General features: G+C 72.0%; 11 protein-coding genes. 5 read left to right on the top strand and 6 right to left on the bottom strand.

Translation table 11 applies throughout. The annotated features are described in order from the left end of the window. Window position 1: 1 nt before the first annotated feature. Both OG496_RS51065 and OG496_RS51060 read right to left on the bottom strand, forming a co-directional pair. Window positions 2–283, bottom strand: a complete 282-nt coding sequence (locus OG496_RS51065; RefSeq protein ID WP_405975856.1) for a hypothetical protein — start codon at window positions 281–283, stop codon at window positions 2–4. Next, a complete protein-coding gene (locus tag OG496_RS51060) occupies window positions 280–702 on the bottom strand; it encodes a hypothetical protein (RefSeq protein WP_366496493.1) in 423 nt (140 codons plus the stop codon). The genes OG496_RS51065 and OG496_RS51060 overlap by 4 nt, the downstream gene beginning before the upstream one ends. Window positions 703–829: 127 nt before the next feature. Between OG496_RS51060 and OG496_RS51055 the strand changes: the two genes are divergently transcribed. The 3 genes from OG496_RS51055 to OG496_RS51045 are packed head-to-tail and all read left to right on the top strand — an operon-like array spanning window position 830 to window position 6,468. Next, the gene (locus OG496_RS51055; protein ID WP_405975855.1) at window positions 830–2,218 is read left to right on the top strand and encodes a hypothetical protein; all 1,389 of its coding nucleotides are present in this window, start codon (window positions 830–832) and stop codon (window positions 2,216–2,218) included. Continuing rightward, window positions 2,218–3,495, top strand: coding sequence for a hypothetical protein (locus OG496_RS51050; protein ID WP_405975854.1), 1,278 nt, complete (start codon window positions 2,218–2,220; stop codon window positions 3,493–3,495). Before OG496_RS51055 ends, OG496_RS51050 begins: the two co-directional genes overlap by 1 nt. Before the next feature lie 3 nt (window positions 3,496–3,498). Further along, window positions 3,499–6,468, top strand: coding sequence for a CHAT domain-containing protein (locus OG496_RS51045; protein WP_405975853.1), 2,970 nt, complete (start codon window positions 3,499–3,501; stop codon window positions 6,466–6,468). A 4-nt stretch (window positions 6,469–6,472) separates the two neighbouring features. Here OG496_RS51045 and OG496_RS51040 read toward each other — a convergent pair whose 3' ends face one another. Further along, complete coding sequence (locus OG496_RS51040; RefSeq protein ID WP_405975852.1) at window positions 6,473–7,702, bottom strand: PP2C family protein-serine/threonine phosphatase; 1,230 nt, start codon at window positions 7,700–7,702, stop codon at window positions 6,473–6,475. Window positions 7,703–7,825: 123 nt separating this feature from the next. Here OG496_RS51040 and OG496_RS51035 point away from each other — a divergent pair, with 123 nt between their 5' ends. Then, complete coding sequence (locus OG496_RS51035) at window positions 7,826–8,389, top strand: AAA family ATPase (RefSeq protein WP_405975851.1); 564 nt, start codon at window positions 7,826–7,828, stop codon at window positions 8,387–8,389. After that, a complete protein-coding gene (locus OG496_RS51030) occupies window positions 8,386–9,249 on the top strand; it encodes a fructosamine kinase family protein (protein ID WP_405975850.1) in 864 nt (287 codons plus the stop codon). Before OG496_RS51035 ends, OG496_RS51030 begins: the two co-directional genes overlap by 4 nt. Before the next feature lie 251 nt (window positions 9,250–9,500). On the opposite strand, the gene OG496_RS51025 is transcribed toward OG496_RS51030, so the two are convergent. From OG496_RS51025 to OG496_RS51015, 3 genes are all read right to left on the bottom strand, one after another. Further along, window positions 9,501–10,928 carry an alkaline phosphatase family protein gene (locus OG496_RS51025; protein WP_328675626.1) on the bottom strand — a complete coding sequence of 476 codons (1,428 nt, stop codon included), beginning with the start codon at window positions 10,926–10,928 and terminating at the stop codon, window positions 9,501–9,503. Between the two features lie 345 nt (window positions 10,929–11,273). Beyond that, complete coding sequence (locus tag OG496_RS51020) at window positions 11,274–12,497, bottom strand: PP2C family protein-serine/threonine phosphatase (RefSeq protein ID WP_405975849.1); 1,224 nt, start codon at window positions 12,495–12,497, stop codon at window positions 11,274–11,276. Window positions 12,498–12,614: 117 nt separating this feature from the next. Then, window positions 12,615–13,499: a LysR family transcriptional regulator gene (locus OG496_RS51015; protein ID WP_405975848.1), complete on the bottom strand. Its 885-nt coding sequence runs from the start codon at window positions 13,497–13,499 to the stop codon at window positions 12,615–12,617. Window positions 13,500–13,572 lie beyond the last annotated feature (73 nt).

Here is a 13,572-nt window from a genome sequence, read left to right as displayed (position 1 = left end):
GTCAGGACGCCGAGCCCCCGGGCCCGCTCCGCCCCAGTTGCTCCGCCAGGGCTTGCAGGCCGGCGCGGCGGGACGGGTCGTAGAAGACGCTCTGGCGTCGTCTGTTGGGCCGGGTGCGGATCACCAGCATGCGGCTGCGGCCGGGGCGGAACTCCAGCCGGGGCTCTTCCCAGATGTGGTACCGGCCGGCGTCGATCTCGCCGAAGACCTCCAGCACGCTGCCGTCGAAGGAGAGCATCGTGGAATCGGTCAGCGGCACTGCGGAGAACGGTGTCCGGGTCACGGTGCGACGCCGTCCCCGGCGTAGAGGTAGCTCCCGGGCTGCGCGGGGTCGGCCACCAGCAGGACCTGGTCGCCTGCGCGGGGTATCCGCAGCTTGGAGACGATGGTGTGGAGGGTGATCCGGTCGGTGCTCCCGGTCGGCTGGACGACCAGGTCGACTACCGGGTCGTGGTTGACCAGTTGGCCGGTGTCGGCGATCGACACGACGACGGCGGTCGTGGTCGGCGCTCCCGCGGCGAGCAACTGCTGTACTCCGAGGCCCGAGTTGTACGCGCCGACCGACTGCTGGACCCTGGCGAAGTCCTCGTTGCCGAGGAACGCGCGAGTCGTACGGCCGTAGAAGCCCTTGCCGCTGGCCACCTGGCCCGCGATCTCGGCGGCCCGCTCCTCGCGGCTCTTGCGACGCCCGAAGATTCCCATGACGGCTGCTCCTTCTGGTCGGGGTGGATTCCCGTGGTTCCCGCTGTCCCTGTGGACGCTAGGCGGCCCCGGTCGCCTACCGATCCCAGGTTCGCCCGCCCGATCCCGGACGACGTACCCTCCTGACATGCCGCTTCCCAGCCAGCCGACCGGCGCGCGCCGACCGCGCGCCATGGTCATCGACGGCGCGTGGCGCGCCCTCGGACCGGGGCTGGAATCGCTGAGCGGCCCCGGCGGCGCCCCGCTGACCCGCACGGTCAAGCTGATCGTCCTGCCGCTGATCGTCAGGCCTGCCCTGCACCCCGAACTCGCGGCGGACTTCCTCGCACCGGAACCGGCCGCGCGCCTCGACGCGCTGATACGGGAGTCCGGTGGGCGCCTCGCAGCTACGGCACGGTGGTTCACCCTGCTCAAACGGACCCGCCGGGCGCTGGGCGTCGTGGCGGGCAACCCCCAGGATCTGTACTTCCAGCGCTGCTTCGAACTGGCCGCCGAGCATGGCGAACTCGGCGCCGACGCGGGCGCGTTGGCCAGGTCCGTCGTCGAGGACATCGCGGACGCGGACGGCGGTCGTACGGTCGACGCGCTGAAGCGGTATCTGGCGGATGCCGCCCAACACGCCCGGCTGGACGTGGAGTTGGGAGTCGCGTGGGACGGTCGCCAGCTGACTCCGAACGCCGATACGGCCGCTGCGGTCGCGCTGGCGAGTGAGGTTCTGGAGGCTTGCGGTGGGGCGGTGGGGCCGCGGAACTCGTCGTCGTACATGTCCATGGTCGAGGCGGGACACGGTGAGCTGCTCGGCCGGGCCCTGTGGGCGCACGCGAGCGGTGTCTGGGGGCGGGACGATCTTCCGGCCCATCTCGGCCTGACGGAACGGGAGTTGCCGCCTCGGCCGCGGGTCGGCCGGGGCGCCTCGACGGCCACGCTGCCCGCGCCGCTGGACCGCACGCTCTTCGAGCGGCTCTTCGTCGTGCTCCAGTCGTCGGCGCGGCGCGAGGAGTTGCCCACGGTGCCGGAACTCGTCGGGCGGGAGGTCGGCCGCAGTTGCGCTCCGTTGGGTCTGTACGACGAGACTCTGCGCGTAGCCGTCCTGCTCGGCGGGCAACTCGCGGTCGGCCTGGACCCGTTGGGCATCGAGGAGCCCGCGTCGGGGCGAACTGCGGCACACCGAGCCGTCAACAGCCGTTGGCGCAGGGAGGCTTCGGTCCTTCGCGCCCGTCGGATGACCGTCTCGCCCCGCCCTGATCCGGACGGCGGAGTACTGGACGCCCTCGCCCAGGATCTCCGTACGCCCTGGACCGCCTACATGCGGCGGCTGTGGGTGCGGCTGCACGGGCGGGACGTCCGCGACGCGCCGCTCGGGGATGCCGCGTCGGCCTGGGCGGTCCTCGACGGGGTCGCCCGCTCGGTGATGATGGACCACCGCGCCCGAGTCCGGTCCGCGCTGCGGACGCTGACGGTATCGACGGCACCACCTGCCGCCGTGGCCGAGGCGGCCGAGGCGAGGAGTGCGTGATGGCGCGGGGCTCTGTCGACGTCCATGTCGTGCGCGGTGATGACGGCACGATCCGCATCTCCGCCGGTCCTGCCACCACTGCTGATCCTGCCACCGGTCCTGCCGCCGCTCCCGACTTCACGCGTGCGGTTCTCGACGTCGCGGGCGCCGTTCTGACCTGGCCCGTCCTCGGGGACCCGGTGCTGCCGGTGGCGGAGATACATGACGCGACACGGGCGCAGCAGTGGCTGTGGGCGGTCTACGGCGAGCCCGTCGCCGGTGCCGTGCACGCCTGTGCGGCAGGCGAGTTGGCCGATGTGCGGGTGCCTGCGGACCTGACCCCTCTCGCGGACCGCGCCGCCCGGCTCGGCTTCGGGCACTGGGCGGCGCGGTGGTGGCCGGCGTCGCACCTGGACGGGATTCCCTCGCTCCAACCGGACGTGCTCGGGCTGGAGTTGGCCGCACTCACACACGACTGCCAGCAGTTGTTCGACGATGGCGGCGATCAACCCGACGACTGCGTGACCGAGTTGATCGGGGATCACCAAGCCGCCCTCGACCCGCTGATCCAGTGGTGGCACTCCACACCGCCGTCGACGGACACGGCACGTCAACTGGAGAGCGTTCTGCGGTCGGTCGACGACGCGGCGGACAGCGCAGGGCTGGACGGGGAGGCTCTGGGCCGCCTTCGATCGTCTCTGGCCCAGCCCCGTCGTCCGCACGGCACCCCGGTCGATCCCGTCACGCTGTTCGTGCGACACGACGGTTACGCCCTTGCCGCGGGCGAACCGCTCGTCACGGGCGGCCGGTTGATCGCGCGGGGCTCGGGAACCAACGACTGGCGCCGTTACCCGCCCGGCTTCGTCGACGCCTCCGAGACCGCGGTGTCCTGGACCGCCCGCGCACTCGGCACCCGGCGGCAGGTCGAGGTCGAGGTCGTCGCGCACATCGCGGCGCCCGTCACCGCTGTACCCCTCGCGGCGGAGGTCCGGGTGAACGACGGTCCCCGGAATCGAGTGACCCTCTCCAGGCGGGTCGACATGTGGACCGGCCGGGCTGACCTGTCCCTCCCCGCCGGGGAGACGCAGCCGCGCATCGAACTCGGTGTCCTGCTGCCGGGGTTCGACCCTGGGCCGGGCCCCGAAGGCGGCGCCGACCGCGACTCGATCCGCGCACTGGTCCGGCGACGCCTCGCGGCAGCGGCACAGCCCGACGCGCGCAACTCACCCCCGCACGACGGCACTTACGGGCCGTTCCTCGCCGAGATCGCCGCCGCAGCCACCGATGAGGACTACTGACGGATGCCGCACGAGGAAGACAACACGGTGGGCGACGGAGCGGACCGCACAACGGACGACGAGGTGAACCCCACCACGGACCACGGGGTGACGCGACTCTACGGAGAACCGTTCGACAGCGGCTTCGCCCAGGCCGAGCGCCTTCACCTGGCCGCCGATCTCGCCGCAGCGGTCGCTGTCTACGAGGAATTGCTCACCCTGGCCGAGTCCGTCGAGGACTCCCCCGACGTGCGGTTCCTGCGGGCGCATCTGCTGGCGGACTTGACGAGTGTCCACCTCGCCGCCACCGATCTGGCCGGGGCGGAGGACACCAACAAGCGGTCCCGTGCTCTGCTCGACGACATCGCCTCGGCACCGATGGGGCCGCGCGGCCGTCAACTGTGGCTGGAGATGCTGCTGCGGACGCTGATCGCCGGAGCCGACCTCCTGCGCAGGACCGGGCGCCTGGACGAGGCGCTGGCCTGTCTCGACGAAGCGGCGGTCGGACTGGCCGATTTCGACGACCCCGACGGACTGCGCACCTCCGAACTCGGCCTGAACCGCGTGCACTTGCTGATGGACCGGGGCGAGTGGGGAGCGGCCGAGGACCAGGCCTCGGCGCTGCTGTCGACCACGCCGACGACCGCGGTGGAGACCGTGCCGCGGCTCCTGGTCGCCCTCGGGCTGATCTGCTCCTCGACCGGGCGGTTCGACCCGGCCGAGGACTACTTCGCCCGCGCGGAGGACCACTTCCGGGCCATCGGCGACACCGGTGGGCAGCGGACGCTGCTCGCGCACCGGGCGTACGCGGCGATGCACCGGGGTGAACTCGACCTCGCTGAGCGGCTGTTCGCGGAGGCGTCCGCGTTCTTCGAGCAGCAGCGGTGGTTCGGCGACCTCGCGGTCTGCGAACAGGCCCGCGCCTTTCTCGCCGGTCGGCGCGGCGACGCCATCGGCGCGGAGGAGCTGCTGGCGGCGAGCCTGTCCCGGTTCGAGCGGCTCGGCGCCTCGATCGCCGCCGCCGACACCATGCTGCTGGGCGCCCAACACGCGTATGACCGGGGCGACATCGACGAGATGAAGCGGCTGGCCCAAGGCGCCCGGGACGTGTACCAGGAGCGGGAGATCTACGAGCGGTGCGCGCAGGTCGACCTCATGCTCGCCCGCACTCTTGAGGACAACCTCAACCGGACGGACCACGGTGATCACGAGCGGGAGTCCATCGACACCGCGCTCTCCTTCGCCCTGCCCGCCGCGCTGGCCCTGGAGGCTGCGCGCTACGACTTCGCGACCGCGCACGCCCGCAGCCAGTGGCTCGAACTCGCGGACGAGGCAATGCAGTTGGTGTTCCGCCTCGCGATGCGCCGACAGGACCAGGGCCTGCTCTTCGAACTGGCGGAACACCGTTGCGCGGGCGCCTCGTTGGCCCTGGACCGCACCCCGCCCGCCGCCGAGCCGGTCGAAGACCCCACGTCGGTCTTCCCGAGTGCGGCCATGAAGTCGTACGCGCACCACGAGCACGCCGAGGGCGCGATGACGCTCGGCGGTGTCGCGGCGGAGGCCGCCGCCTCGGTGGGCCTGCGGGTCGGGCCGCCGCCGAAGGTGCGGATGTCGGCGCAGTCGGGCCCGGGCCGTGTCGCGCTTCAGGAGTACATCGCGGCGGCCGAGTTCCGCTACCACCGGCGGATCGTGCACGAGGACGCGGTGCCGTTCTGGATCACCGACGACCTGACGAGCCGACCGGTCGTCCAGGTCCGACTGGCTGACGCAGGCGACCTTTTCATGACCTGGACGTGGGCGGGCGGGGCCCGGGGATTCGGTACCGGTCAGGGGCCATGTGCCGAAGTCGACCAGGCGGTAAGGGAGTTGACCGACGCACTGCCGGGAGCGGGCGACGGGGCGGAGGGCATGCGGCGGGCGTTCGACTCGGGCGCGCTGGCCGAGCACGGAAGCGAGCGCCGGCTCGCGCGAACGCTGGCCGAGGCCCTGTGGCCGGAGCAACTGACCGCGCAGATACGCCAGGTGGCCGACCGGGCGGGCCGTCCCCTCGTACGGATCCAGCCCTCGCCCTGGGTCGCCCAGGTCCCCTGGGAGCTGCTCGCCGTCGACGACGGGACCGACGTACGGCTCATCGACCTGGCGGACGTCGTGACCACCGCACCGGCGTCGTTGCGGCCACGCACTCCGACGGCCCCGAGGCCGCAGGGCACGGACACCGGCCCGGTCGTTCTCGTCCTCGACCCCCGTGTCCCCGGCTTCCGCGCCGACTCCCCGCTCGGCTCGGTCCTGGGACCGCCCGGCTCCGACCCGGAGTTGATGTCGCTGGTCCGGAACCGTCTCGACGCGGGCGCCGTCGTACCGTCCGTCGCGTCCCCCGCGGAGGCCTTCCGCCGCACGGACCTGGACCGGGACTGGCTGAGCGGTGTGCTCCGCAAGGGCGCCCGCAGGCTGATGTACGTCGGGCATGTGAGCGGTGCGCCGGTCGAGGGCGGGCAGAGCGAGGACGGCACCCTGCACCTGTGCTGCGACGCGGGCGCCTCCGGCCTGGCCGAGCCGCTCCGCACCCACCGGCCGCTCTCCGCCAAGGACTTGCTGCTGGGCTCACTCCCCCTGCGCGCTGACGGCGAACCGGGCGCGCGGATCTGGCCCGCGCCGCCCCGTGTCGCCCTCATCGGCTGCGAGAGCGGGGGCGATATGCGGTTCGCCGAGTCGTTCGGCCTGGCGACGGCGATGCTGCACAACGGCGCCGAACTGGTCACCGCCACCCGCTGGGTCCTGCCGACCAGCTTCGCTTTCCACCGGCTGGCCCAACTGCCCGAGTCCATACGCCCGTTGTCGGAGGCGATCGTCGCCGTAGACACGGCCCACGAGGACGAGGACCCCGTGCGGAGCCTCGGCGGCTGGCAGCGCGAGCAGCTCGACCGCTGGCGCGCTGACGGCCGTATCGAGCACTCGCCCTTGTTGTGGGCGGCCATGACCTGCATCGTGGTGTGACGGGTCAGAGCCGCACGATGATCAGGGCCGTGTCGTCGGTGGCACCTCCGTGCGGGAGCAGTTCGAGGAGGACGGCGTCCGCGAGGGCCTCGGGGTCGGTGTTCCGGTGGTGGACCAGGGAGTCGGCAAGGCGGGCCAGGCCCTTGTCGATGTCCTCGCGGCGGCGTTCGATCAGGCCGTCCGTATAGAGGACCAGGGTGGAGCCGCGGGAGAACGTGGTGCTGGCCTGCGGTCGGGGCATCGGGTCGGGGCGGGCGTCGAGCGGCGGGTCGGTGGCCCGGTCCAGGAATTCCACGCGGCCGTCGGGGTGGACCAGGGCGGGCGGTGGATGTCCGGCGCTGCTGTAGGTGATGGTGTGGCGGTCGAAGTCGACGAAGGTCGTGACCACCGTGGCGGACTCGGCGCCGTCGACCACGTTGGCGTAGCGGCCCAGGACGTCGAGGGCCTCGGCGGGGCCCTCCGCGACCCGGGAGGTGGCGCTCAGGGCGCTGCGCAGCTGGCCCATGACGCCGGCGGCGGCCAGGCCGTGGCCGACGATGTCGCCGACGGAGACGCCGATACGGTTGCCGCCGACCAGGTCGACGACGTCGTACCAGTCGCCGCAGACGTTCAGGGAGCCGACCGCCGGCCGGTAGCGGACGGCGATCTGGTGCCCCGCGCCCTGGCGGCGGGTGGGCAGCATCGCCTCCTGCAGGGCCAGGGCGACCTCGCGTTCGCGGGCGTGGGCGCTGCGCAGGCGTTCGTTGACCTCCTGCAGTTCGCGGGCGCGGGTGTACAGCTCGGCCTCCAGGACGCGGGTGCGGCTGCCGCCGGAGTCGCCGCGGGCCCGGATCAGTTCGGTGACCTCCTCGACCCGGTGGACAAGGAGGACGACCTTGCCGTCCGGGTCGAGTACGGGGGCGTTGACCGGGCTCCAGTAGCGCTGGTCCCACTGGCCGGGGCACTGCGTCGACTCGACGTCGTAGCGCTGGAGGGCCATGGTGTCGCGTTCGCCGGTGGACAGGACGCGGCGCAGGGAGGTCTCCAGGTTGCGCATGCCGGTGGCGGTGGGGTCGTTCGGGTTGTCGGGGAAGACGTCGAAGAGGAAGCGGCCGACGACCTGTTCGCGGGTGCGGCCGGACATGCGCAGGAATTCCTCGTTGGCGTCCGCGTACACCAGGTCGGGGGTCAGCAGGGCCACCATGCCGGGCAGCCCCTGGAACACCGCCGCGTAGTCGATCTTCGCGTCCGTCATGGCCCTGCCACCAATCGCCGCTATCACACCATTTTCCCACGATATAAGCAGACCGGGTGCGCCTCAGGAGGCACTTTGCGGTCACCCGGTCACTCAGTGCCACGCGGTGGATAGGGTGCCCCGGTGACAACGCCCTCCTCCCCCACCCGCCTGATCGTGCTGCGCGGCAACAGCGCCTCCGGCAAGAGCTCGGTGGCCACCGGCCTGCGTGAGCGGTACGGCCGCGGTATCGCCCTGGTCCGCCAGGACGTCCTCCGGCGTGAGGTGCTGCGCGAGCGCGACATCCCCGGCGGTGCGAACATCGGCCTGATCGACCTGACCGTCCGGCACGCGCTGGCGCACGGCTTCCACACCGTGCTGGAAGGCATCCTCTACGTCCCCCACTACGGCGAGATGCTGACCGGCCTGCTCGCCGACCACGCGGGCCGCACGCACTGCTACTACCTCGACGTGCCGTTCGAGGAGACCCTGGCCCGGCACGCCACGAAGCCCATCGCCGACGAGGTCACCGAGGAGCAACTCCGGGAGTGGTACCAGCCGTTGGACCTGCTGCCCGGTGGTGTCGAGACGGTGATCCCGGCGACGAGCCCGCTGGACGGGACGGTCGACCGGGTGCTTCACGAGTCCGGGCTCTGCACCTCGCCGTGCGCGCACCACGGCTCTCCCGCCCGTACGCCGACACCGTGATCGAAGACGAGCGTGCGGGTGCCGCCGCGGCGCGGCTCACCGGGTGCGCGGTGACCGGTGAACGTCCGTTGTCCGAGGCGGTCACCGAAGTCGCCCTCGGCGGTGGGCAGTTGGTAGTGGTCAAAGGAGATGAGGCGCCGGGCGCGGTGCGGGCCGAGGCGGCGGGGTTGCGCTGGTTGGCGGAGGCCGGGACGGTCCGTGTCCCGGCGGTGCGGGCGTCGGACGAGCGCTGGCTGGTCACCGATCTCGTCCGCACCGGCCCGCCGAGTGCGCGAGCCGCCGTCCGGTTCGGCCGCGACCTGGCCGCCCTGCACGCCTCCGGCGCACCCGCGTTCGGCGCGCCACCGCCCGGCGGCCCCGCAGACGCGTACATCGGGCTCGCCCCGATGCGCAACGTGCCCGCCGCGGACTGGCCCAACTGGTATGCCGAGCAACGGGTGTTGCCGTATCTGCGGCGCGCGGTCGACGCGGGCTCCCTGCGGCCCGCCGAGGCGACGGTCGTGGAGCAGGTCTGCGAGCGGTTGCCCCAACTCGCCGGTCCCGCCGAGCCGCCCGCGCGCCTGCACGGCGACCTGTGGAACGGGAACGTGCTCTGGGACGCCGACAGACACGTCTGGCTGATCGATCCGGCCGCGCACGGCGGGCACCGGGAGACCGACCTGGCGATGCTGCACCTCTTCGGCTGCCCGCATCTGTCCGAGGTACTGGACAGCTACGGGGAGGCCGCGCCGCTCGCCCCCGGCTGGGCCGACCGCATCGGGCTGCACCAGCTGTTTCCGCTGCTGGTGCATGTGGTGTTGTTCGGCCGCGGCTACGCCGAGCAGGCACTGTCGGTAGCGCGGGCGGCCCTGGCCGGATGACACCGGCCGGGGCCGCCCGCGACGAGGGCCAGGTCAAACGCGTAGGCGACGGCCCGCACCCCTGCCGAGCGGACCGTCTCAGCCGCACAAACAGCCCCGGCCGCATGACACCAGCCAGGACCACTCACCACGAGGCCTTGGCCAGACGCGTAGGCGACAGCCCGCACCTCCGCCGAACGGACCGTCTCAGTCGCGCGGGCGGCCCCGGCCGGATGACACCGGCAGGGCCGCTCGCCACGAGAGGCTGCTGGTCAGACGTGTGGGCGGCGGCCCCGCTCCTGGTGCGGGAACTTCTGGTCCGCGCCCGGCAGGGTGGGCTTCGGCAGTGTCGCCACTTCCTCCTTCGCCTTCTCCAGCTGCTCCGCCGTGTCGTCGGGCAGCCGGGGCGAGCGCGGGCGGGCGTCGCGGAAGCGGAACGCGGAGGTGAAGTCGCCGAAGGTGTCACGGCGCCAGTCGGTGACGTTCGGTTCCTCGACGCCGGTGAACCGCTCCAGGAACTGCAGCGCCGAGGTGTGGTCGAAGGCCTCCGAGGCGACCCAACCACCCACGGTCCAGGGCGAGATGATGATGGCGGGGACGCGGAAGCCACCGCCGATCGGTAGGCCCTGGATGAACTCGTTCGCCGTACCCGCGGGCGGGGTCGGCGGGACGACGTGGTCGAACAGGCCGTCGTTCTCGTCGTAGTTGAGGATGAACGCGGTCTTGCGCCACACCTTCGGGTTGGACGCGATCGCCTCGATCTTCGACGCGACGTAGTCGGCGCCGGCGGCCGGGAGGTAGTCCGGGTGCTCCGACTGGTAGCTCGTGGGGCAGATCCACGACACCGTCGGCAGCCGGTCGTTGCGCGCGTCGTCCTCGAACGTGCCGTGCGGCTGCGGGCGTACGCCCCGCTCGTACAGGTCGGAGCCGGGCTGGGCGTTCTTGAACGACGCGAACTGCTCCAGCATGTTGGTGCCGTAGTCGTCCTCCTCCTGGTACACCTTCCAGCTCACGCCGGCGTTCTGGAGGCGCTCCGCGTACGTCGTCCAACGGTAGGGCGTCGGCGCGACGTTGCTGATGATCGGGCCGCCCTGGGTGCCGCCGGGGTCGATCGAACCGGTCATCCACATCAGCCGGTTGGGCCAGGTGGGCCCGAACACCGAACAGAAGTAGTTGTCGCAGATGGTGAAGGTCTCGGCGAGCGCGAACTGGAACGGGATGTCCTCGCGCGTGTAATAGCCCATCACGTAGGGGCCGTTGACGCCGTCGGCAGCGCGGTGGGCCGGCAGCCACTGGTCCATCTTGCCGTTGTTCCAGGCCTGGTGCTGGACCGACCAGGCGTGGCTGGTGGACGGGATGGCCTGCGCGCTGGAGGTGTGGGTGTCGAGGTGGAACGGGAGGAGGTAGCCCTTCGGGTTCACCGCGTCCGGCTGGTAGAAGACGCTGCGCCCGGTGTCGAGTTTGCGTGCGTGCGGATCGGCGAATCCGCGAACGCCGGACAGGGTGCCGAAGTAGTGGTCGAACGACCGGTTCTCCTGCATCAGCATGACGACGTGTTCGATGTCGCGCAGCGAGCCGTTCTTCGGCGGTTCGGCGGCGACGGCTTTCTGGACGCTCGGCGGGAGGAGGGAGAGTGCCGCGGCGCCGCCCACCGCGCCCGCGGCGGAACCCAGGAGTCTGCGACGTGTCAACTCGGCCATGATTGCCCCTTCTTGAAGAGCTTCGAGGGATCTCGTGGACCAGACCTCGGATCACTCTCCGCCCCATTCGGTATGGGGTGTCAGGGGCGTGTGGTGAATTTGCGGCCAACGTGCGGAAAGGGGTTGGCCAAGCCGTGACCGGCGACATCGGGGCGTTGCCGAGGTGTTGCCAAACCTTGAAGGACGGCCGGCGGTCACAGAGCCGACCCGACCGCGGACACGGATGCCGAACTTCTTTTCCCGTTTGCGAAGTTCACCGTGAACAGCGCCGGGCGCGCGTACACAGAGCCGCACGAGAAGGTCGGGTGAGTGCGGAGCCGTACGAAAAGGTCGGGCGCGTCGCGCCTACGCGGGGCCTCTGGGGCGCAGCCGGGCGGCGATCGCGGCCACGTCGTCCTCCGCCTCCTGGACGTGGAGGCGCAGCACGATGTCGTCGAGGAGACGGGAGACGCCCTGGCCGGGGTGGAGTCGCAAGCGGGCCAGGCGGGCGAGGGAGACGTCGATGTCCTCGCCGCGGCGCTCGACCAGGCCGTCGGTGAACATGACGAGGGTGTCCTCGGGGGTGACGGTGAGCGTGGTCATCTCGTAGTCGGCGAGGCCCGTGCCGAGGGGTGGGCCGACGGGGACGGGGATCAGTTCGCCGGCGCCGTCGCGGTGGAAGACGGCGGGCGACAGATGCCCCGCGCTGGAGAAGGCGGCGGTGCCCCGGTCCGGGTCGAGGAGGGCGAGCAGACAGGTCGCGGGGCGGCGGTTGTGCTCCTCGGACATGGCGGTGTCCATCTGGCGCAGGATGCGGTGGGGCGGCAGGTCGGTGGAGGCGACGTAGCGCAGCATCGAGCGGTACGCGTTCATGTCGACGGCCGCGTCCAGGCCGTGGCCCATGACGTCGCCGATGACGAGGAGGGTGCGGCCGTAGTGCAGTCGTACGGCCTCGAACCAGTCGCCGCCGACGAGGGTGCCGCTGCCCGCGGGCAGGTAGCGGGTGGCCATCTCGACGTTGGGGTGGGGGCGGCTGGGTTCGGTGAGCAGGACCTGTTGCAGGTTCAGGGCGGTGGTGCGCAGGCGGTGGTTCTCGACGGCGTGGTGCAGATGGGCCGCGGTGAGCCGGGCCGCGTAGTGCACGGCGGCGGCCTCGTCGTCGCCGAACGTCCGGCCGGCGCGGATCGCGAGGAGGGCGCCGTAGGCCTTGCCCCAGGCGGTCAACGGCACGGAGAGGGCCGCGAGTACACCGTGGTCGTTCGTGGTGAAGGACGTGGTGATCGGGTGGCCGGCGTCCAGGGCGCGGACCATGACGTCCTCGCGCGGCGCGGTCCGCAGGCTGTCCAGCAGTTCCTTGCGGCCCTCGGCCGCCATCGGGTGCAGCATGGCGTGCGGTGCCGGGCGCGCCTCGTCCTGCGCGAACAGGTCCACGGCGGCGGCGTCACACAGTCCGTCGACCAGGAACCTCGCGCACTCCGCCGCCGTCCTCCGCTCGTCGAGCGTCGACCCGATCGCGGACACCGCCCGCTCCGCGAGCGCGAACCGATCCGTCGCGCCCGCCTCTGCCCCGCCAACCCCGTCGCCGTCCATGGCCGTCCCTTTCTGCCGCCCCCCATCCCAACACCCGCGCGGGCGTTCGGACGGTAGCGACCCGTTGTGCGGTGGGATCGGGTCGGGTCGGGTCGACTTGCGAGGAACGCCCGGCCCTCATTCCACGCGAGCCGGATCAGTGGTGCGATGCACGGTCTCGGCGATCCGCACGAAGGACCGGATCAGCGGAGTGGTGTCGTCGGCCCGCCAGGCGATGACGAACCTGCTGGGCGGCATGTCGGTCAACGGCACCACCGTCAGGCCCTCCGGCAGGGCGTGCCCGAGCGGCATCAGCCCCACGGTGCCGCTCCACAGCACGGACTGCAGGCACTCACGGGCCGTCCGTACGACCGGCCCGTCACGACGCCTGCCGCCGGCCGCCGCGCCCGTCCAGTACGCGTGCCACACCGGGTCCGTGCCGTCCGGGAAGCGGAACCAGCGGCGCTCGGCGAGGTCGGCCAGGCGCAGGCCGTCACGGTGGGCGAGCGGGTCGTCCGTACGGAGGACCACGCCGACCCGTCCCGAGCGCAGGGTGCGGGTGGTGATGCCGGTGTCGTCGAAGGGTGCCCTGGTCAGCGCCACGTCGACGAGTCCGGCCCGTAGTCCCGCGGTCGGATCGGTCAGGTCCGACTCGCGGATGAGGATGCGTGCGGCGGGGTGGTGCTCCCGGTAGGCGGCGGCGAGCCGGGTGCCGAACTGCTCCGCGCTGTCGGCGAGGGTGCCCACGGTCAGGGTGACCGGTCCGGCCAGCTCGGTGACGCGGGCCCGCACCCGGTCGGCCTGCGCCAACAGGGCGCGCGCCTCCTCGTGGAGGAGGACGCCGGCCGGGGTGAGCGCCACCCCCGTGGGCGAGCGGAGCAGCAGGACACAGCCGAGCTCGGTCTCCAGCTGTTTGATCGCCCGGCTCAGCGGCGGCTGAGTCATCCGCAGGCGCGCGGCGGCCCGGCCGAAGTGGAGTTCCTCGGCGACCGCCACGAAGTAGCGCAGCATGCGTAGCTCCATGACCGGCGATGATACCGACGCGGTATCGGCCGTACAGGATCGGTCTTGGACACCCCTGGGGGTCCGGCGGTGG

It is taken from the genome of Streptomyces sp. NBC_00988 (assembly GCF_045162645.1).
In the GTDB taxonomy this organism is placed as follows: Bacteria; Actinomycetota; Actinomycetes; order Streptomycetales; family Streptomycetaceae; genus Streptomyces.
The sequence above is the reverse complement of the archived record's forward strand: the minus strand, read 5'-3'. Positions and strand labels throughout refer to the sequence as shown.